We start from the raw sequence: 17,488 nt of genomic DNA, 5'->3' as shown, positions 1-17,488 counted from the left end.
AAGCGCCCGTGCCGGTCGTTTCGGAAAGCTCTCGCCTTAATGAGGCAGTTTTGCAGCCTGCGCCGCGATCTGGCGCGCCACCAGTAAATTGAGCCAGTGCCCAATCGTCCCGGTCAAATTGATGATTTCGGTCGTCATTGTCGTAAGTCTCCAATCAATTGGCGGTCCCTGTTGTTCAATTGCGACCCTCAATCCCCCATCTGCTTGGGACGTCGGGCTCCCGGGATGCCGCCAGACGCCCAATTGGAGCGTCCGAGAACGGATATACACGTCTCGCTGACAGATTTCAATATCTGTCAGTCAATGATCCGTGATTGACAGTTAATATCTGCGGCCCCGGGGCACGTTCCGCTCATCGCGCGCCGCGGCCGGCCGATGCCCCCACCCAGCCCAATCATCCCCCGCTACGTTGCCGGTGCCGTTTGTTTCGCTCTCCCCGCTCTGCTAAGTCACGGCGTAAAAAGCATTTTGGCAGGTCGCCCCTTCTGGGTCGCCCGCCCACCTTCCTGGAGCAGTCCAATGATCCCCCGCTATACCCGCCCGGAAATGGCCTCGATCTGGGAGCCGCAGACCCGGTTCAAGATCTGGTTCGAGATCGAGGCGCATGCGGCGGACGCCCTTGCCGAGCTCGGCACGATTCCCAAGGAGGCCGCCAAAACGGTCTGGGCCAAGGCCAAGGACGCCACTTTCGACGTCGCCCGCATCGACGAGATCGAGCGCGAGACCAAGCACGACGTCATCGCCTTCCTCACCCACCTCGCCGAGATCGTCGGCCCCGAAGCGCGCTTCGTCCATCAGGGCATGACCTCCTCCGACGTGCTCGACACCTGCCTCAACGTCCAGCTCACTCGCGCCGCCGACCTGCTGCTCGCCGACCTCGACAAGGTGCTGGCGGCGCTGAAGAAGCGCGCCCTCGAGCACAAGATGACGCCGACCATCGGCCGCAGCCACGGCATCCATGCCGAACCCGTGACCTTCGGCCTCAAGCTCGCTTATGCCTATGCCGAATTCTCGCGCGCCAGGGAGCGCCTGATCGCGGCGCGGAAGGAAGTCGCCACCTGCGCCATCTCTGGTGCGGTCGGCACTTTTGCCCAGATCGACCCGCGCGTCGAACAGCATGTTGCCAATGCCATGGGCCTCGTCCCCGAGCCGATCTCGACGCAGGTCATCCCCCGCGACCGCCACGCGATGTATTTCTCGACGCTCGGTGTGATCGCTTCCTCGGTCGAGCGTTTCGCGGTGGAGATCCGCCACATGCAGCGCACCGAAGTGCTGGAAGCCGAGGAGTTCTTCTCCGAAGGGCAGAAGGGTTCGTCCGCGATGCCGCACAAGCGCAATCCGGTGCTCTCGGAAAACCTCACCGGGCTGTCGCGCATGGTGCGCGCCTATGTGACCCCGGCGCTGGAGAACGTCGTGCTCTGGCACGAGCGCGATATCTCGCACTCCTCTGCCGAACGCATGATGGGCCCCGACGCGACCGTGACGCTGGACTTCGCGCTGGTCCGCCTCGCCGGCCTGATCGACAAGCTGCTGGTGTACCCCGCCAACATGCAGAAGAACCTCGACCGCCTCGGCGGCCTCGTGCATTCGCAGCGCGTTCTGCTGGCGCTGACGCAGAAGGGCGCAAGCCGCGAGGACGCCTACAAGCTCGTGCAGCGCAACGCCATGCCGGTCTGGCGCGGCGAGGGCGACTTCCTCCAGCTCCTGAAGAAGGACGCTGAAGTGAAGAAGTATCTCACCGACGCCGAAATCGACGAGCAGTTCGACCTCGGCTATCACTTCAAGCACGTCGACACGATCTTCAAGCGCGTGTTCGGCGAAAGCTGAGCGTCATTCGTAGCCCGGGTGAGCGCAGCGACACCCGGGACTTTTCCCACAAAAAATCCCGGATTTCGCTTCGCTCATCCGGGCTACAAATCAAGGCGGACCTCCCTCATGCCCATCGTCAACCGCGTTGCCGCCCTCTCCGACGAAATGGCCGCCTGGCGCCATGACTTCCACGAGAATCCGGAGCTGCAATACGACGTCCACCGCACCGCCGGCATCGTCGCCGACCGCTTGCGCGAGTTCGGCTGCGACGAGGTGGTGACGGGCATCGGCCGCACCGGCGTCGTCGGCGTGATCCGCGGCCGCAAGTCCGCCTCGGGCAAGACCATTGGCCTGCGCGCCGACATGGATGCGCTGCCGATCATGGAGACGTCGGGCGTACCCTATGCCTCCAAGGTCCCCGGCAAGATGCACGCTTGCGGCCATGACGGCCACACCGCGATGCTGCTCGGCGCCGCCAAATACCTCGCCGAGACGCGCAATTTCGACGGCACGGCCGTGGTGATCTTTCAGCCCGCGGAAGAAGGCGGCGGCGGCGGCAAAGCCATGGTCGAGGACGGGCTGATGACGCGTTGGAATATCCAGGAGGTCTATGGCATGCACAACATGCCGGGCCTGCCCGAAGGCCATTTCGCGACCACACCCGGCGCGATGCTCGCCTCCTCCGACAACATCCAGATCACGGTGCACGGCAAGGGCGGCCATGCCGGCGCGGGTCCGCACAAGTCCATCGACAGCGTGCTGATCGGCGCTCAGATCGTCAACGCGCTGCAATCGATCGTCGCGCGCAACGTCGATCCGCTCAAATCGGCCGTCATCTCGATCACGCAATTCCACTCCGGAACCGCCTTCAACATCATTCCGGAGGTCGCCGAGCTCGGCGGCACCGTGCGCACGCTCGATCCTGAAGTGCGCGATCTCGTCGAGCGCCGCATCGGCGAGGTCGCCGAGAGCGTCGCCCGCGCCTATGGCGGCTCGGCCGAAACGAAGTACATGCGGATGTATCCGGTGACGATGAACCATGCGCGCGAGGCCGGCCTTGCCGCCGACGTCGCCCGCGACATCGTCGGTGCCGAGCGCGTCAACGACAAGTTCATTCCCATGATGGGCGCCGAAGACTTCTCCTTCATGCTGGAAGCGCGCCCCGGCGCGATGATCCTGGTCGGCATGGGCGACGGCAACGAGTGCCACCACCCGGCCTACGTCTTCAACGACAACATCCTCGGCCACGGCGCGTCGTATTGGGCGCGCCTGGTAGAGACGCGGATGCCGGCGGGTTAGTGCAGGTCTCGCCGGGTGGGCAAAGCGAAAGGGTGCCCACCACAAACTTCTCCGCTGCAAATGGTGGGCACGGCGCTTCGCGCCTTTGCCCACCCTACAACACCGCTCATCCCTGATATTGCAGCACGTGCATGCCGGCGTTCCAGTCGGAGACGAACATCAGCCCGTCAGGCCGGACATAGGCGTCGCAGGTTTTGGCCGCGAGCGCGACGTTCGGGCGCGGATCGATGAGCTTTTTCGGTGTCGGCGGCACCCAATACGCGATCTCCTTCGGTGCGAAGGCGTCCCTGACGTCGAACACCCTGACGCCGGCATTGTTGTAGGTTGCGAAGATCGTCTCCTCGCTCTGGAACGAGCCCGGGCGGTTCTCGTGCAGATTATGCGGACCGAAGGTGCCGTTCGTGCAGAAATCGCGGTCGCGCGGGGTCGGCAGGGTCGCGATCGGCACCGGATTTGCCGGCGCGCGCACGTCGAGAACGAATGTATGGAACAGCCCCTTGGCGCAATTGTCCGCGTTCGCTTCGTCGGCGACGATTGCGAGCTGTCGCTTGGGCAGCGGCAGCGGCGTATGCGTCCCGCCGGCGAAGGGCGGCGACCAGTTGATGTGGGACAGCAGCTTTGGATTCACGGGATCGCCGATGTCGTGAATGGTGAAGCCGCCATCGCGCCAGGCAGCATAGCCGCGATCACCCGCCGTGATCATGTGATGGAGCGCAAAGCGCTTGCCCTTCGGCGTTGCCGGCTCGCCGGCCGCACGGTTCATGCCCGGCAGCCACCATTTCGCGACGATCTCCGGCTTGGTGATGGTCTTGAGATCGACCACGCAAAGGATGTGGTCGGTGAACCCGTCGAGATGCGCCGATACATAGGCATAGCGGCCGCCCGGCCACCACAGCCGATTGATGCCGAAGCCGGGCATTTCGAGGAATGCGATTTCGCGCATCTCGTTCGGTTTCGATATGTCGTGGATCGACAGCCCACAGCGGAATTTCTTGGCCTTGGTGATGCTGTCGACCAGCGTGTTCTCGAAATAGCCGCGCATATTGTCGTAGGACTGCATCGCGACGATGTTGGCGCCGTTTGCAAGCAGCAGCAGGTCTTCCGCCACCTGTAAATGGTGGGTGCGAGTGTATTGTCCCGCGGTGAAGAAATTGACCGGCTTCAGCGCACGCGGATCGGATGCGTCCAGGACCGTCACGCCGTCGCTGAACATATGTCCGACATAGACATGCTGCCGGTTGAACATCACCTGCACACTGTCGGGCCGTCCGCCGATGTCGCTGTAGGAGATGTGCTTGATGCCCTTGCCGATGCCCTCGGAGGGAATGTCTGCCTCCGAAGCCCTAGCGCATCTCGACCACCCAGGCAGCGCGGCGGATCCGAGCACGGCCGACAATTGCTGAAGGTGACTGCGGCGCGAGAGCTCAAGCATCGGTTTTCCCCATTTTTTTGGGAATGATGCTCGCTTGCGGCGGGGCACGCAAGCCTCGTGTCGCCTGCCCTCACCTCAACCGCAGACGTGTCTGGTCCGGCCGGACATCACCGCTGCCTGGCCCTCAGTTGCAGACCTCGCCGGTGATCTTGGCGCTGGCGTTCGCATTGGGCACCGGCCCGAGGTGACAGCCCTTTGCGACCGGTCTGCATCCGGCGTTGTTGCAGATCATCTGCCCGGAGGACTGCGACTTCGGAGCCGCGGACTCCGCCTCCTTGCGGTCCTGGTCGCGCCTCTTCGAATCCTCGCGCGTGACCACCGGCTTCTTCTCCGGCACCTTCTCGCATTCATTGTCATCGCCGACGTGATAGCCGGCGCGGCAGGTGATCTTCGCGCATTGATCGCCGTCGGCCTTGAAGCCGAAATTGCATACGAGCGGACAGACGCGTCCTGGCTTCGCCTTCAGCGCATCGAGCGCGTCGACGCTTGCAAGCTTCGCGTCGAGTTGGGTGCCGGCATATTTGTTGAACAGCGTCAGCGAGCGTTGCGATGCGGCGTTCCAATCGCCGTCAGCGGCGGCCGAAAGACAGCCGACGCGGCGCAGCTCGCTCTGAACGGATTTCGCGAGATCGCCGGGCGGCGGGGAGCTTGGCGGCGGCGACAGCGCGGCGACCTTCCTGCTTTCGGCATCAGCCGCCTGCTTGTCCGCCGCCTGCTTCGTTGCGGCCTCCGTCGCCGCTTTCTCGAGCGCCCGCTTCTCCGCGAGCGACTTGGCCGCGGCAGCTTCCGCCGCCTTGCGATCTCGTTCGGCCGCCTCCGCCTTGGCCTGCTCGATCTGCTTGGCTTTCTCGGCCGCGATCCTCGCCTCTTCCGCGGCTTTGGCAGCTGCGGCGGCTTTCTCCTGCTCGGCCTTCTGGGCTCGTTCGGTCGCGAGCCTCGCCTTCTCCTGTTCGGCCAGACGCGCCTTCTCGGTCGCCACCGTGCGATCCTCCTCGGCGGCAATCTTCTTCAACTGCACACGAGCGAGGTTGGCGTAAAAGCCGTCCGGATAGGTCTGGAGGAATGCTTCCCAGGCTTCGCGCAGGCCGGCCTGAAGCGCCAGCTCGTAGTCCTTGCGCACACTGTCCTGCGGGTTCGCCTGCGGACCTGCTGCGGCGACTGGCCTCAGCGGCACCAGCGGCACGTCGCTGCCGCCCAGGGAGCCATAGACATACGGCTCCTGCTTGTTGCCGGTCTTCTTCAAGACGTCGTCACGGACAAAACCGAATGCCTTGCGCAAGTCGAGCCCGGGCTTCGGGAGATGATCGGTCAGCGCGACCGCGAACGGGCTGTTGCGGGAGTCGCCATCCGACGCCGTCGATCCCGCCTTGGCCGCAAAGGCGATCATCGTGTTCGGACTGGTCGGCTCGACCTTGGCAAGTCCGCCACCAATCGCGCGCGAGGCCAGGGTGCGCTTCATCGTCTTGGCGAATGGGTTGTCGCGGCACGCATCGAGGATGACGAGACGGAGTTGTTTGGCCGGTTCGACCGCGTACAGCGCGCGATCCAGCGCGACCGTCTCGTCGAGGACGTCACCGTCAGTTTCCAGCATCGCATCGGTCGGAACGAGATAGTTGCTGCCGTCCAGCTCGATGCCATGGCCCGCATAGTAGATGACTGCCATGTCGGCATCGCGCGTCCTGGCCGCGAACTCGCGCAACGATCGCCGCATTTCGCTGGCGTTGAGATCCAGCCTGACCTCGACCGTATCGAAGCCTGCGTTCCTGAACATGCTGCCCACGAGCCCGGCGTCATTCACCGGGTTCGCAAGCCGCGGTGCGTTCTTGTAAGCGGAATTGCCAATGACGAGCGCAACGCGCTTGTCGGCCTGGGCCGATCCGCACCCCAGCCAAAGACCGAAAATCAACAGTGAAAGAGATCGCAAGACGATCATGAAACGCCGAGCCTTTTACGGGCGATTGCCTGTGACACCCTAATTGCAGACCTCGAAGTTGCCGCCTGTGGCTGTATTCGAACTAACCCTGCCGGGGATCGTCCCGCTGACAAGCCGACATCCCTTTTGCACCGGGCGACATCCCGTCGAGCTGCAAATAATCTGTCCACTCGCCTCAGGCCTGGACGGCGAAGATTCGCTTGCCTTCCGGTCCGTATCCCGCCTCCGCGATTCCTCACGCGTGGCGACCGGCTTCTTCTCCTGAATCTTTTCGCACTCGTTGTCATCACCGACGCGATAGCCGGCGCGGCAGGTAATCTTCACGCATTGATCGCCGTCGGCCTTGGAGCCGAAATTGCAAATGAGCGGGCAGACGCGTCCCGGCTTGGCTTTCAGGGCATCGAGCGCGTCGGCGCTGGCGAGCTTGGCATCGAACTGAGTACCGGCGTATTTGTTGAACAGCGCCAGCGAGCGCTGCGAAGCTGAATTCCAGTCGCCGTCCGCAGTGACGGACAGGCAGCCGACGCGGCGCAGTTCGCTCTGGAGTGATTTCGTCAGATCAGCCACCGACAATGTGGATGCCGGCGCCGGCGCAAGGGCTGCAACTTTCTGCTCGACCTCAGGCATCTGCCGATCGGCCGCCGGTTTTACCGCCTGCTCCGCCTTCTCGGCGGCCTGCTTGGCGGCAAGCTCGGCCCTGGCCTTCTCCGCTGCCTGCTTCTCGGCTTGTGCTTTTGCCGCGGCAGCCTCAGCCAGTTTGCGCTGGTGCTCGGCCGCGTCCGCCCTTGCCTGCTCGATCTGCTTCTGCTTCTCCGCCGCGACCCGGGCCTCTTCGGCGGCCTTGGCAGCCGCGGCCGCCTTGTCCTGCTCGGCCTTCTGGGCGCGTTCGGCAATGAGCCTTGCCTTCTGCTGCTCGGCCGCGTTCGCTTTTTGCTCGGCCGACGCGCGCGTTTCTTCAGCAGCGATCTTGTTCATCTGGCCCTTGGCCAGATTGGCATAGAAGCCTTCGGGATATTGCGCCAGGAAGGCTTCCCAACCGTCGCGCGTGGCAAGCTGCAGCGCGAGCTCGTAATCCCTGCGAATCGAATCCTGCGGATTTGCCTGCGGACCGGTTGCAGCCGGCTTGGCAGCAACCAACGGCACGTCATCGCCGCCCAGCGAGCCATACACGAAGGGCTCCTGCTTGTTCCCGGTGCTCCTCAGCACGTCGTCGCGCACGAATCCGAACGCCTTGCGCAAATCTAGGCCCGGCTTGGGCAAGTGCTCGACCAGCGCGGTGGCGAACGGGCTGTTCCTCGAATCGCCGTCGGACGCAGTCGAACCGGCCTTTGCCGCGAAGGCGATCATGGTGTTGGGGCTGGTCGGCTCGACCTTCGCAAGCCCGCGTCCGATCGCGCGCGAAGCCAGCGTCCGCTTCATGCTCTTGGAAAACGGATTGTCGCGGCAGGCGTCGAGGATGATCAGACGAAGCTGCTTGGCCGGCTCGACCGCGAACAGCGCGCGCTCCACCGGGATGGTCTCGTCGAGTACGTCGCCATCCGTCTCCAGCGTCGCGTCGATCGGAATGAGATAGTTGGTGCCTTCCAGCTCGATGCCGTGGCCGGCGTAATAGATCACCGCCATATCGGCATCGCGGGTCCTGCCGGCGAACTCGCGCAACATGCGCCGCATCTCGCTGGCGCTGAGATCCAGCCTGACATCGACGGAATCAAAGCCCGCCTTCTTGAACATGCCGCCGACCAGAGTGGCATCGTTGACGGGATTGCCGAGCTTGGGCGCGCTCTTGTAGGCGGAATTGCCGATGACAAGCGCCACCCGCCGGTCCGCATGGGCTGGTCCGCAGGCGAGGCCAATGGCCAAAATCAACAAAACAAATATCCGAAACGGAATCACTTGCGTCCCCCCGGATGCAATTCCACGAGACTATTCGGACCATGGCTCAATTACCAATTCTTCCTATGTGATACTTGTCACATAAGGGGCTCTATCGGGGTATGGATGATGCGGCGAAGCGTCGCCCTGCTCTGGAGCTGACGCCAAAGCCGTCTGTTGAGCCCGTTACATTTGCACCACCTCGTGGCGCATCACGAACGGTGCAAGCAGTGCGTGCACCTCGCTCGCAACCGCCTCGCGCTGATCCGCCGGCAGGCCCGCGAGCGTCACGGTGGCGATCGAACCGTGGCTGCCGTGGGCGCCGACCCTGACCTTGCAGTCGATGCCGCGCTCAGTGAGCGGCGTCAGCACCTTCGTGAACACGCGCTGGGCTGCGTCCCAGCGCAGCTGCGGCTTGAACACTTTGCCGACGCCCGTCACCGGCATCGGATCGATCGAGATGACCTGTACGGGAACGGCGGCGCGCTCCGGCGTACGCTCGCGCACCCATGTCTCCAGCTCGCCCGGCTCGACGGTCGCGCCCGGCTTCAGCTGCACGTAACCGACCGGCAGCTCGCCGGCATAGGCGTCGGGTTGGCCGACCACGGCGGCAAAGCCGACGGCGGCATGCCGGAACATGATCTCCTCGATCGGCGCCGGATCGATGTTGTGGCCCCCGCGGATCACGAGATCCTTGGCGCGGCCGGTGATCCAGAGATAGCCGTCGGCATCGAGCCGGCCAAGATCGCCGGAATTGACCCAGACCTCGTCGACGAAGGCACCCTTGTTGTGCTCGTCGTTGAGATAGCCGCCGAACACGCCTGGGCCAGCCATGATGACGACGCCAATCTCGTCCGGCGCGCAGTCGCGGATCAGCTTGCCCTCGGCATCGAGCTGGACGATGCGGACCCGCGCGTAAGGCATGGGAAGGCCGACCGAACCGAGCCGGATCGGCCGCGACCGATAGGCCAGCGTGTGCACGCTCGAGGTCTCGGTCATGCCGTAGACCTCGACGACCGGCAGCTTGAGCTTGTCCTGGATCGCAGACCCCACCGCGACCGGGATCGCGGAGCCCCCACCGGCTGCATATTTCAGGCTGGAGATGTCCGCATTGCCAGGCGGTACCGCGAGCGTCGCGGCGAGTACCGTGGGGACGCTCGACAGCGCCTCCGGCTTGAAGCGCTCGACCAGTTGCCAGATGTTCTTCACCGCACTCGGGTTGCGCCATCCGCTCGGCGACAGCACGACCAGCGAACCGCCAGCCGACAGCGTCGTCAGCACCTGCGTCAAGGAGCCCCCGACGTGAAACAGCGGCATGCCGAACAGCATGTTGGCGCCCGGCTTCGACTTCAGCAGCAGATTGAGCGCCCAGGCCTGATAGACCTGGTTGGCATGCGTGTGCCGCACCAGCTTTGGCGTGCCGGTGGTGCCGCCGGTGTGGAAATAGGCGGCGATGTCGCTGCCGAGAATCTTGCGTCCGCTGATAAGGCGGTCCGAAGGCTGCGGCTTGATGAGGTCGTTGAAGGCAAAGATTCCTCTCGCCGGATCGCCAGCACCGAACACCTGCACGATCGCCTTGAGCTGCTTGAGTTGCGGCCTGATCTGCTCGACTTTCTGCCAGATGTCGGTGCCCGGCATCGGCCCGAGCGCCACCAGGATTTTCGTATTCGTGGCCTCGAGGATCTCCGCGATCTGGTGCGGCTCCAGGAGCGGATTGACGGGATTGGCGATGCCGGCGGCTTCCGCGCCGAACAGCGTTACAAAGGCGTCCGGCACCAGCGGCAGCATGAAGCTGACGACGTCGCCCTTCTCCACGCCCAGCGCGTGAAGCATGTTGGCGGCCTGCGTGACGCGCGCGATGAAGTCGCGGTACGTGACCACGACCGGCGTGTCGGCGGGATCGGCATTTTGCAGGAACTGGATCGCCGGCCCGTTGGGGTTGCGGACCGCACCCAGCCTGATGGCGTCATAGGTGCTGTCGGCCGCGACGCGATCGGCGTAAGGGACCTGCTCGAAGGCTCGAACCTCGGCGTCCGTCGCCAGGTCCGGATAGTCGCTGCCGATGAGCCGATCGAGCGCGTGGATGCCCGCCATGGAATTCCGTCCTCCCTCAGATGCATGTCCGCGCCCCCTGTCTTTTGACATTTTGGTTTGGCGTGGCCTCGACCGATGGGCCGGCCGAGCACGGGCAGAATGATGGATGATTTGGCGTTCGTCCATGACCTAACGGCCTCGGGCTGTGGTGAGAGGCTTTTGAACCTGCGCGCCCGATCCGGGGACCAAGAACTGGCATAGGACTCACATGCCGGCGTCCTCGCCAGCGCCCTGGCGCAAGACTGAGGTGATCATGACTACGCCCCGCGGGATTGCGCTACCCGGCTGTTCATCGCGCTCGCCGTGACAGCGGGGATCATGACATCGGTGATCGCCCTGCCCCGCGCGGCACTCGCCGAGGACGGCCAGCTCGACAAGATGCGCGCCAAGATCTCGGCCTTCATCGGCGACAAGATGGAGAAGCTCGGCGGGTCACGCATCGTCTACAAGGTGGACACCGATGGCCTGCGCGAGAGCGTAGTCACGGATTTGCGCGACGACGTCTACAAGAACCTGCGCGAGGGCAAGATCGCCTTCTCCGGTCTTGCGATCCGCGACGGCGGCGTCGAGTTGAAGATTGCCGACGTCAAGGGCCGCGAGCAACTCGCGCGCAAGCTCGCGTCGGCCGCGGAAGGATTGCCGTCGCATGCACTCGCCGTGACCGACGGCGACGGACTGGTCAGGCTCGTGCCGACCAATGCGGCATCCGCCGCGCGGTTGCACGAACTCGTCGAAGATGCCATCGCCATGATCGAGCAGCGTCTGAAGGAGGCCGGCGTCCAGCTGGCCAGCGTCCAGCCCGATGGGACCGACCGCATCCGCATCTTCCTGCCCGGTGTGATGGAGCCCGAGCGCGTCACCGCGGTCTTCGCCCGCAGGGTCAAGGTCGGCTTCCGCCTGATCGACCTCTCGGTGCCGCCGGAGCAGGCGCAATCCGGCACGCCACCGGCAGGCACGGAAGTCCTGCCCGGCTTCAAGGACAAGAGCCTTTATCTGGTCGCCAAGGACAGCGTGCTCGACGGCGACGACATCAGCTATGCGGGCCCGGGGTTTGCGAGCGCCACGAAAGAGCCGATCGCCTCGTTCCGCTTCAACGGCCGCGGCACGCGGCGCTTTGCCCACATCACCGAAGAGAATATCGCAAAGCCCTTCGCCATCGTGCTCGACGGCAAGGTGATCTCCGCCCCCATCATCCGCGAGCCCATCACCGGCGGCTCGGGCCAGATCTCCGGCAATTTCACCCTGGAGGAAGCAAACAGCGTCGCCATGCTGCTGCGCGCTGGTTCACTGCCGGGGCACCTCGGCTTGGTCGAGCAGGAGGTCGTGCCGCCCGCCAAGCCCTAAGGCGGGGGGATCGCCCCACGCCCACGCCTGGTCCCCCTCGCCCGGTCGGCCGCCGAGGTCGACCACGCCGAGGCTCGTACCCACTGGCCCCCGAATCGCGGGCGCGCCACGGCCATATGCACCGCCAAACAGGCAATTGCCGAAACGCCCGATCAGGCTAAAATTTGCCTCTTGCGGCACGGCGGCCCAAAACTTCATTCAAGCGGTCGTCGTTCGATTTCGGCTATAGGTGTCGAGAATACCGACCGGGACTGAAGGCCTTACGCGGGGATAGTACCATGCCGTCCGGCAGCGCAGACATTTCGTCGATCCTCGACCGCATTCTCGAGGCGGCGACGGATAACCTCAGGATCGCGAAGATCCTGGTCCAGATGGGCCTCGATCCGAACAACGTCACCTATGACTCGATCTTCAATCGGATGCTGGAGATCTTCGTCCAGAATATCACGTTGGCCAATATGTTCGCCGCGGTCGGCGCCGGCTTCTTCGTCGCTACCCTTCTGATGCGGACCATGGTGCCGCTGCGCGTCGCTAACATGGTCGGCTGCGCGTTCTTCGCCGTCTTCGGCGCGCTCTCCGCCAACGTGTCGACCTTCCTGCTCTATCTCCTGCTGCTACCGATCAACGCCTTGCGCCTGCGGCAGATGCTCAAGCTCGTCAAGAAGGCGCGCCATGCAGCCGAAGGCGACATGTCGATCGAATGGCTCAAGCCGTTCATGACCGAGCGCAAATATCGTCGCGGCGATACGCTGTTCAAGCTGCGCGATCCGGCTAACGAGATGTTCCTCACCGTCACCGGCAAGTTCCTGGTCAAGGAGATCAACATCGAGATCCTGCCCGGAACGCTCATGGGCGAACTCGGCTTCCTCACGCCGGACAACCGGCGCACCGGAACGGTCGAGTGCATCGAGGACGGCCAGGTGCTGACGATCACCTACGACCGGCTGCTCGAGATCTACTTCCAGGACCCGCAGTTCGGCTATTACTTCCTGGTGCTGACTAGCCAGCGGCTGCTGCAAAACATCGAGCGCCTGCAGAAGCAGCTGGCAACAGAGAGGGCCGCCACCACGAACAGGATCGCGTGAGCGATCGCCTCGCCGCTCAGTCCAAGAGCAGCGCCATGCCCGGGTCGCCCTTCTCCATCGCACGCCGATAGCCCGCCCGCGCACTGATGCGGCCGAGATATTTGACCACGTTCGGAGAGCGCTGGAGGTCATAGGGCTGGAAGTAGCGCATCGTGGTCAGCGAGAAAACTGTCATGATGTCGGGGGTCGTGAAGGCGCTGCCCGCAAGATATTCGGCCTCGCGAAGCCTTGCGTCGAGAAGATCGTAGGCCCGATCGAGACGCCCCTTCATCGCGAGCAGGGTCGGATTGTCCTTGGCGAGATCGAGCCGGTTCAGGATCATCATCCGTCCCATACCGGGTTGCAGGCTGCCATTGGCGAAATGAACCCAATATAGAAACTGCGCGAAGGCGGGATCAGTGGGACCGAGCACGAGTCGGCCGTTGCCATATTTTGCAACGATGTAATCGACGACGGCGCCGGATTCCGCGAGCACCAGCTCGCCATCCGTGATCACCGGCGCCGTGCCGGCCGGATGCAGCGCCTTGTACTCGGCCGGAGCCAGCATGGTGACGGGATCGCGCGCATAGCGCTTCAACTCGTAGGGAATCCCCAGCTCCTCGCACAGCCAGACGATACGCTCGGACTGCGACTTGCCGAGATGATGGACGGTGAGCATGAGGCCTCCTGCGACGCAATTGGATGTTTCGTGACCCCACACCTTACTCCGTCATTGCGAGCGCAGCGAAGCAATCGCGGGCGCGATGCTTCCTCCCATGTCCGCCCTACCCCGCCTCGTCCGTCACCATCCGCGCCACAATGCGGTCGCGGCGGATGAAATGGTGCCACACGGCGGCGATCACGTGAATCGCGATCAAGGCGAGCAGCACATAGGCAAAGAGGATGTGGCGGTCTTCATAGACGCCAGCCGCCGCGCGGTCGGGAGCCGTGAATTGCGGCACGTGAAACAGGCCGAAGAAGTTCGAATAATCAGGTGCGTGCGCACCGGAATGCGCCCAGCCGAGCATGGTGACGATGATGACGGCGAGGTAGAGCGCGCCGTGGCTGAAATGGGCGGCGACCTTCTGCCAGCGCGAGGTCCCGGCCGGCATGATCGGCGTCGGGTTGACGAGGCGCCACACCAGGCGCAGCACGGTGAGCAGCAGGATCACATAGCCGATATCGGCGTGGATCGAGCGGTAGAAGAAGCGGTCGGGACGCGCCGGGATGTGGTTCATCCACCACCCGAAGCCGATCATGCCGATGATGATCAGCGCCAGACTCCAGTGCAGCCATCGGGAAATGCTGCCCCAGCCGTGACTGGTATTTCTGATCATGTCGGTGCTCCGGAGTTTTGCGGGCCTGTCCCTATCCGCACCGCCGTACGGCAGCTGATACCGGGAACATGTGGCCGTCGCGAAATTGAATCGCTCCAAAATAGCCCTAAGTGCCCTTGCCGCAAAACCGCCCCAAAAACCGAATGGTAACGATGGCGGGCTAGAGTGTTCACGTGACCCATTCTCCGACGATTCTGGTGTTCGATTCCGGCCTTGGCGGCCTCACGGTCCTGCGTGAGGTCGTGGCTGCGCGCTCCGACGCGCATTACGTCTACGTCGCGGACGACGCCTTCTTCCCGTATGGCCACCACAGCGAGGACGAGATCATCGCCCGCGTGGTGCCGCTTATGGGGGAATTGATCGGCATGCACGATCCTGACCTCGTCGTGATCGCCTGCAACACGGCGTCCACGCTGGTCCTATCGCATCTGCGCGCCGCTTATTCCCTGCCCTTCGTCGGCACGGTGCCTGCGATCAAGCCAGCCTGCGCGCAGTCGAGGAGCCGCCGCGTGTCGGTGCTCGGCACCAGGGGCACCGTGAAGCGCGAATACACCAAGGCGCTGATCCGCGATTTCGCGCAGGGTTGCGAGGTGACACTGGTCGGCTCGCCCGAGTTGGCCGCGCTGGCTGAATCCGAGCTCAGCGGCTCTCCCGTCAGCGACGACGCCATCCTCGCCGAGCTCGCCCCGTGTTTCGTGGGCGATGCCGGGGACGCAGGCGCACGCACCGACACCGTGGTGCTCGCCTGCACGCATTACCCGCTGCTGCTCGACCGGCTGAAAAAGCTCGCCCCCTGGCCGGTCGACTGGATTGATCCGGCGCCCGCGATCGCCCGCCGCGTCTCGGATCTGCTCGGCCCGCACACCGGTGGCATCGCGCAATCCGGCGCCGAAATGATCTTCACCTCGAACCGCGTGCATGGCCTTTCGACCATGCTGACGCCGTTCTTCGGCGGCCGCATTCCAGCCTGATCTTGCGCCTCGACGCCCCGCTGCTAGGGTCCGCCGTCGTCGTTTCCTACAGGTTCTTCCCATGTCCGTCCCGACCACGCCGCTCAACCGTCTTCGCCAGCTCTGGCGCGAGGGTCGTCCTGCCTTCGGCGCGATCGCGACGATCCCGAGCGTGCAGACCGTGCAGATCATGGCGCGCTCTCTCGACTGGATCATCGTCGATCTCGAGCACGGGCCGATTGGACTGACCGAAGCACATGCGATGATCGCGGCCACCACCGGCACCCCATGCACGCCGCTGGTGCGCATCGCGGCGAACGAGCCATGGCTTGCGAAGGCACCGATGGACATCGGCGCCTTCGGCATCAATTTCCCGATGATCACCAATAGCGCGGAGGCCGAGAAAGCGGTGCGCAGCGTGCGCTATCCTCCACGCGGCGATCGGCTCTGGGGTCCGTTCCATGCGCCATTCCGCTGGGGCCAGTCGATGCCGGACTACATGGCCAGCGCCGACGACGAGATGATCTGCATGATCACGATCGAGCACGTCGACGCCGTCAACCGCATCGACGAGATCATGGCCACGCCCGGCATCGATGTAGCTGTGATCGGCCCCGGCGATCTCGCCACCTCCATCAACAAGCGCGGCCAGATGGACGATCCGGAATTGCTGGAGCTGGTGGCGCGGGCCGAGGCCGGCATCCTCAGAAGCGGTGTGCCGATCGGCGGTGTGGCCCGTACCGCGGACCAGGCCAACGCCCTGGTCGACCGCGGCTACCGCGCGATCGCGCTCGGCTTCGACTGGTCGCTATTCCAGCGCGGCATCATGGCAGCGTTCGAGGGGATCAAGCGCTAGCCATTGAGTCTTGCCGGGAACCGCGGCGCTGCTAGGCTCAGCCGTTCCAGGGAGGAAAAACCATGCTCAAAAAGACTTTGCTCGCTCTCGCCTTCACCGGCCTCGCTGTTGCGGCCTTCGCCCAGCAGCCCGGCATCAAGCGCACCCCGCTCCAGAAGGTCGAGTTTCCGGATGGCTACAACACCATCACGGCCATCGCGGAGGTCCCGGCGGGCGGCGCGGCCGGACGCCATACCCATCCGGGCATCGAGACCGGCTACGTGCTCGAAGGTGAACTCAATCTCCTCATCGACGGGCAGCCGGAAAAGAGGCTGAAAGCCGGCGATTCCTACCAGATCCCGGCGGGCGTCGTGCATGACGCCAAAGCCCACGGCGACAAGGCTATGAAAGTGCTTGGAGTTTACGTCGTCGACAAGACCAAGCCGCTGGCCTCGCCGGCGCCCTGATGCGGCGAACCGACCGGCCCCACGCGGGTTGGTTCGTGCTAGAGCAGGCGGCGAGCGGGAACCCCGCTCGCTGCACAAACTTTAATCAGGGGAAACCAAAGAGCGATGCGCGGGACGCCCAAGACCATTTCGCTGCCGCGTCGCCTGATTATCGACCTCATGCACGCCTCGATGGGCGTGCCCTTCGTGTCGCTTTCCCGTTCGCTCGATATCGGCCCCCTGCTGGAGGCCCGCGCGGGCGCGATGGCGCCAGCCGGCTGGGCGGCCATGTTCGTCAAGGCTTTTGCCCTCGTCGCCAGGGACGAGCCGGTCCTGCGTACCGTCTATGCCAAATGGCCCTGGCCGTCGCTTTACGAGCTGCCGAAGAGCGTAGCGTCGGTGGCCATTGCCCGGGTCGAGGGCGGCGAGGAATGCGTGATCCCGCAGCGAATCGCGGCTCCCGAGGCCATGACGCTGACTGCGGTCGACGCCGAGATCCGGCACGCAAAGACCGCCCCGATCGACGAAATTCCCATGTTTCGCAAGATCATGCGGGCGACCCGCCTGCCGCTGCCGTTGCGGCGGCTGTCCTGGGCGATCGGGCTGAATTTCGGCCGGCAGCGCGGCAACTGGTTCGGCAGCTTCGCGGTGAGCTCGGTGGCCGCCTATGGCGGTGGCGAGCTTCACCCGATCACGCCCGGCCCCTTCATCGTCAGCTATGGGGTGGTCGGGCCTGACCAGACCATCCATGTCGTGATCCGCTGGGATCATCGGGTCACCGACGCCGCCCCGATCGCCCGCGTCCTGACCCGGCTGGAACAGGTCCTGAACACTGAAATCGCTGCCGAATTGCGTGCGGCCGGGTCGAAGTCGATCCGGGCAGTCGGAACGTGATTCCGGGCCATTCGCATTGACAGCGAGCCCCAAATCCCCCTAAAAGCCGCTTGCTCGCGGGCCGATTTCGGCCCGCGAAGCGTTTCGCGACCCGTGGTCCTGTCCCTTAAGCTTTGGGATCGGACCTGTCAGTGCCGGGCTAGCCCGTCACACAGGAGGGCGCGTTTCCTCAAACCAAG

Annotated in this window: 14 protein-coding genes; 8 read left to right on the top strand and 6 right to left on the bottom strand. The window is 64.3% G+C overall.

Annotated elements, in window-relative coordinates; all coding sequences use genetic code 11:
• The first annotated feature begins 519 nt into the window (after window positions 1-519).
• Together purB and AC0L3B_RS13675 are read left to right on the top strand one after the other, a co-directional pair.
• Complete coding sequence (gene purB / locus AC0L3B_RS13680) at window positions 520-1,827, top strand: adenylosuccinate lyase (protein ID WP_204511646.1); 1,308 nt, start codon at window positions 520-522, stop codon at window positions 1,825-1,827.
• Between the two features lie 108 nt (window positions 1,828-1,935).
• A complete protein-coding gene (locus AC0L3B_RS13675; RefSeq protein ID WP_204511647.1) occupies window positions 1,936-3,108 on the top strand; it encodes a M20 aminoacylase family protein in 1,173 nt (390 codons plus the stop codon).
• 106 nt (window positions 3,109-3,214) lie between these two features.
• Here the strand turns inward: AC0L3B_RS13675 and AC0L3B_RS13670 are convergent, their stop codons facing one another.
• From AC0L3B_RS13670 to AC0L3B_RS13655, 4 genes are all read right to left on the bottom strand, one after another.
• The gene (locus AC0L3B_RS13670; RefSeq protein ID WP_204511648.1) at window positions 3,215-4,540 is read right to left on the bottom strand and encodes an LVIVD repeat-containing protein; all 1,326 of its coding nucleotides are present in this window, start codon (window positions 4,538-4,540) and stop codon (window positions 3,215-3,217) included.
• 124 nt (window positions 4,541-4,664) lie between these two features.
• Window positions 4,665-6,473, bottom strand: a complete 1,809-nt coding sequence (locus AC0L3B_RS13665) for a caspase family protein (protein WP_018455551.1) — start codon at window positions 6,471-6,473, stop codon at window positions 4,665-4,667.
• Between the two features lie 39 nt (window positions 6,474-6,512).
• A complete protein-coding gene (locus AC0L3B_RS13660; protein WP_473380517.1) occupies window positions 6,513-8,339 on the bottom strand; it encodes a caspase family protein in 1,827 nt (608 codons plus the stop codon).
• Between the two features lie 192 nt (window positions 8,340-8,531).
• Entirely contained in the window at window positions 8,532-10,439 is a 1,908-nt protein-coding gene (locus AC0L3B_RS13655) for an acyl-CoA synthetase (protein WP_368507655.1), read from the bottom strand.
• A 318-nt stretch (window positions 10,440-10,757) separates the two neighbouring features.
• On the opposite strand from AC0L3B_RS13655, the gene AC0L3B_RS13650 reads away from it, so the two are divergent.
• Window positions 10,758-11,783, top strand: a complete 1,026-nt coding sequence (locus tag AC0L3B_RS13650; RefSeq protein ID WP_473332466.1) for a SecDF P1 head subdomain-containing protein — start codon at window positions 10,758-10,760, stop codon at window positions 11,781-11,783.
• A 278-nt stretch (window positions 11,784-12,061) separates the two neighbouring features.
• The gene (locus AC0L3B_RS13645; RefSeq protein ID WP_027518831.1) at window positions 12,062-12,868 is read left to right on the top strand and encodes a Crp/Fnr family transcriptional regulator; all 807 of its coding nucleotides are present in this window, start codon (window positions 12,062-12,064) and stop codon (window positions 12,866-12,868) included.
• A 16-nt stretch (window positions 12,869-12,884) separates the two neighbouring features.
• On the opposite strand, the gene AC0L3B_RS13640 is transcribed toward AC0L3B_RS13645, so the two are convergent.
• On the bottom strand, window positions 12,885-13,526 hold the full coding sequence (locus tag AC0L3B_RS13640; protein WP_473332464.1) for a glutathione S-transferase family protein: 642 nt from the start codon (window positions 13,524-13,526) through the stop codon (window positions 12,885-12,887).
• A gap of 106 nt (window positions 13,527-13,632) precedes the next feature.
• Window positions 13,633-14,184 carry a cytochrome b gene (locus AC0L3B_RS13635; protein WP_247409380.1) on the bottom strand — a complete coding sequence of 184 codons (552 nt, stop codon included), beginning with the start codon at window positions 14,182-14,184 and terminating at the stop codon, window positions 13,633-13,635.
• 173 nt (window positions 14,185-14,357) lie between these two features.
• Here AC0L3B_RS13635 and murI point away from each other — a divergent pair, with 173 nt between their 5' ends.
• The 4 genes from murI to AC0L3B_RS13615 all read left to right on the top strand — a co-directional run bounded on the left by murI (window position 14,358) and on the right by AC0L3B_RS13615 (window position 17,309).
• Window positions 14,358-15,155: a glutamate racemase gene (gene murI, locus AC0L3B_RS13630; RefSeq protein WP_085349354.1), complete on the top strand. Its 798-nt coding sequence runs from the start codon at window positions 14,358-14,360 to the stop codon at window positions 15,153-15,155.
• A gap of 61 nt (window positions 15,156-15,216) precedes the next feature.
• On the top strand, window positions 15,217-15,990 hold the full coding sequence (locus tag AC0L3B_RS13625) for an HpcH/HpaI aldolase family protein (RefSeq protein WP_085349355.1): 774 nt from the start codon (window positions 15,217-15,219) through the stop codon (window positions 15,988-15,990).
• 62 nt (window positions 15,991-16,052) lie between these two features.
• Complete coding sequence (locus tag AC0L3B_RS13620; RefSeq protein WP_018455542.1) at window positions 16,053-16,436, top strand: cupin domain-containing protein; 384 nt, start codon at window positions 16,053-16,055, stop codon at window positions 16,434-16,436.
• Between the two features lie 105 nt (window positions 16,437-16,541).
• On the top strand, window positions 16,542-17,309 hold the full coding sequence (locus AC0L3B_RS13615; protein ID WP_018455541.1) for an acyltransferase: 768 nt from the start codon (window positions 16,542-16,544) through the stop codon (window positions 17,307-17,309).
• Window positions 17,310-17,488: the final 179 nt, after the last annotated feature.

The organism is Bradyrhizobium sp. Kon56, from assembly GCF_055807635.1.
The sequence above is the reverse complement of the archived record's forward strand: the minus strand, read 5'-3'. Positions and strand labels throughout refer to the sequence as shown.

What these genes read in the sequence shown, in the direction of transcription:
- purB (WP_204511646.1), top strand. Translation starts at nt 520, where the DNA reads ATGATCCCCCGCTATACCCGCCCGGAAATGGCCTCGATCTGGGAGCCG.
- AC0L3B_RS13675 (WP_204511647.1), top strand. Translation starts at nt 1,936, where the DNA reads ATGCCCATCGTCAACCGCGTTGCCGCCCTCTCCGACGAAATGGCCGCC.
- AC0L3B_RS13670 (WP_204511648.1), bottom strand. Translation starts at nt 4,540, where the DNA reads ATGCTTGAGCTCTCGCGCCGCAGTCACCTTCAGCAATTGTCGGCCGTG.
- AC0L3B_RS13665 (WP_018455551.1), bottom strand. Translation starts at nt 6,473, where the DNA reads ATGATCGTCTTGCGATCTCTTTCACTGTTGATTTTCGGTCTTTGGCTG.
- AC0L3B_RS13655 (WP_368507655.1), bottom strand. Translation starts at nt 10,439, where the DNA reads ATGGCGGGCATCCACGCGCTCGATCGGCTCATCGGCAGCGACTATCCG.
- AC0L3B_RS13650 (WP_473332466.1), top strand. Translation starts at nt 10,758, where the DNA reads ATGACATCGGTGATCGCCCTGCCCCGCGCGGCACTCGCCGAGGACGGC.
- AC0L3B_RS13645 (WP_027518831.1), top strand. Translation starts at nt 12,062, where the DNA reads ATGCCGTCCGGCAGCGCAGACATTTCGTCGATCCTCGACCGCATTCTC.
- AC0L3B_RS13640 (WP_473332464.1), bottom strand. Translation starts at nt 13,526, where the DNA reads ATGCTCACCGTCCATCATCTCGGCAAGTCGCAGTCCGAGCGTATCGTC.
- AC0L3B_RS13635 (WP_247409380.1), bottom strand. Translation starts at nt 14,184, where the DNA reads ATGATCAGAAATACCAGTCACGGCTGGGGCAGCATTTCCCGATGGCTG.
- AC0L3B_RS13625 (WP_085349355.1), top strand. Translation starts at nt 15,217, where the DNA reads ATGTCCGTCCCGACCACGCCGCTCAACCGTCTTCGCCAGCTCTGGCGC.
- AC0L3B_RS13620 (WP_018455542.1), top strand. Translation starts at nt 16,053, where the DNA reads ATGCTCAAAAAGACTTTGCTCGCTCTCGCCTTCACCGGCCTCGCTGTT.
- AC0L3B_RS13615 (WP_018455541.1), top strand. Translation starts at nt 16,542, where the DNA reads ATGCGCGGGACGCCCAAGACCATTTCGCTGCCGCGTCGCCTGATTATC.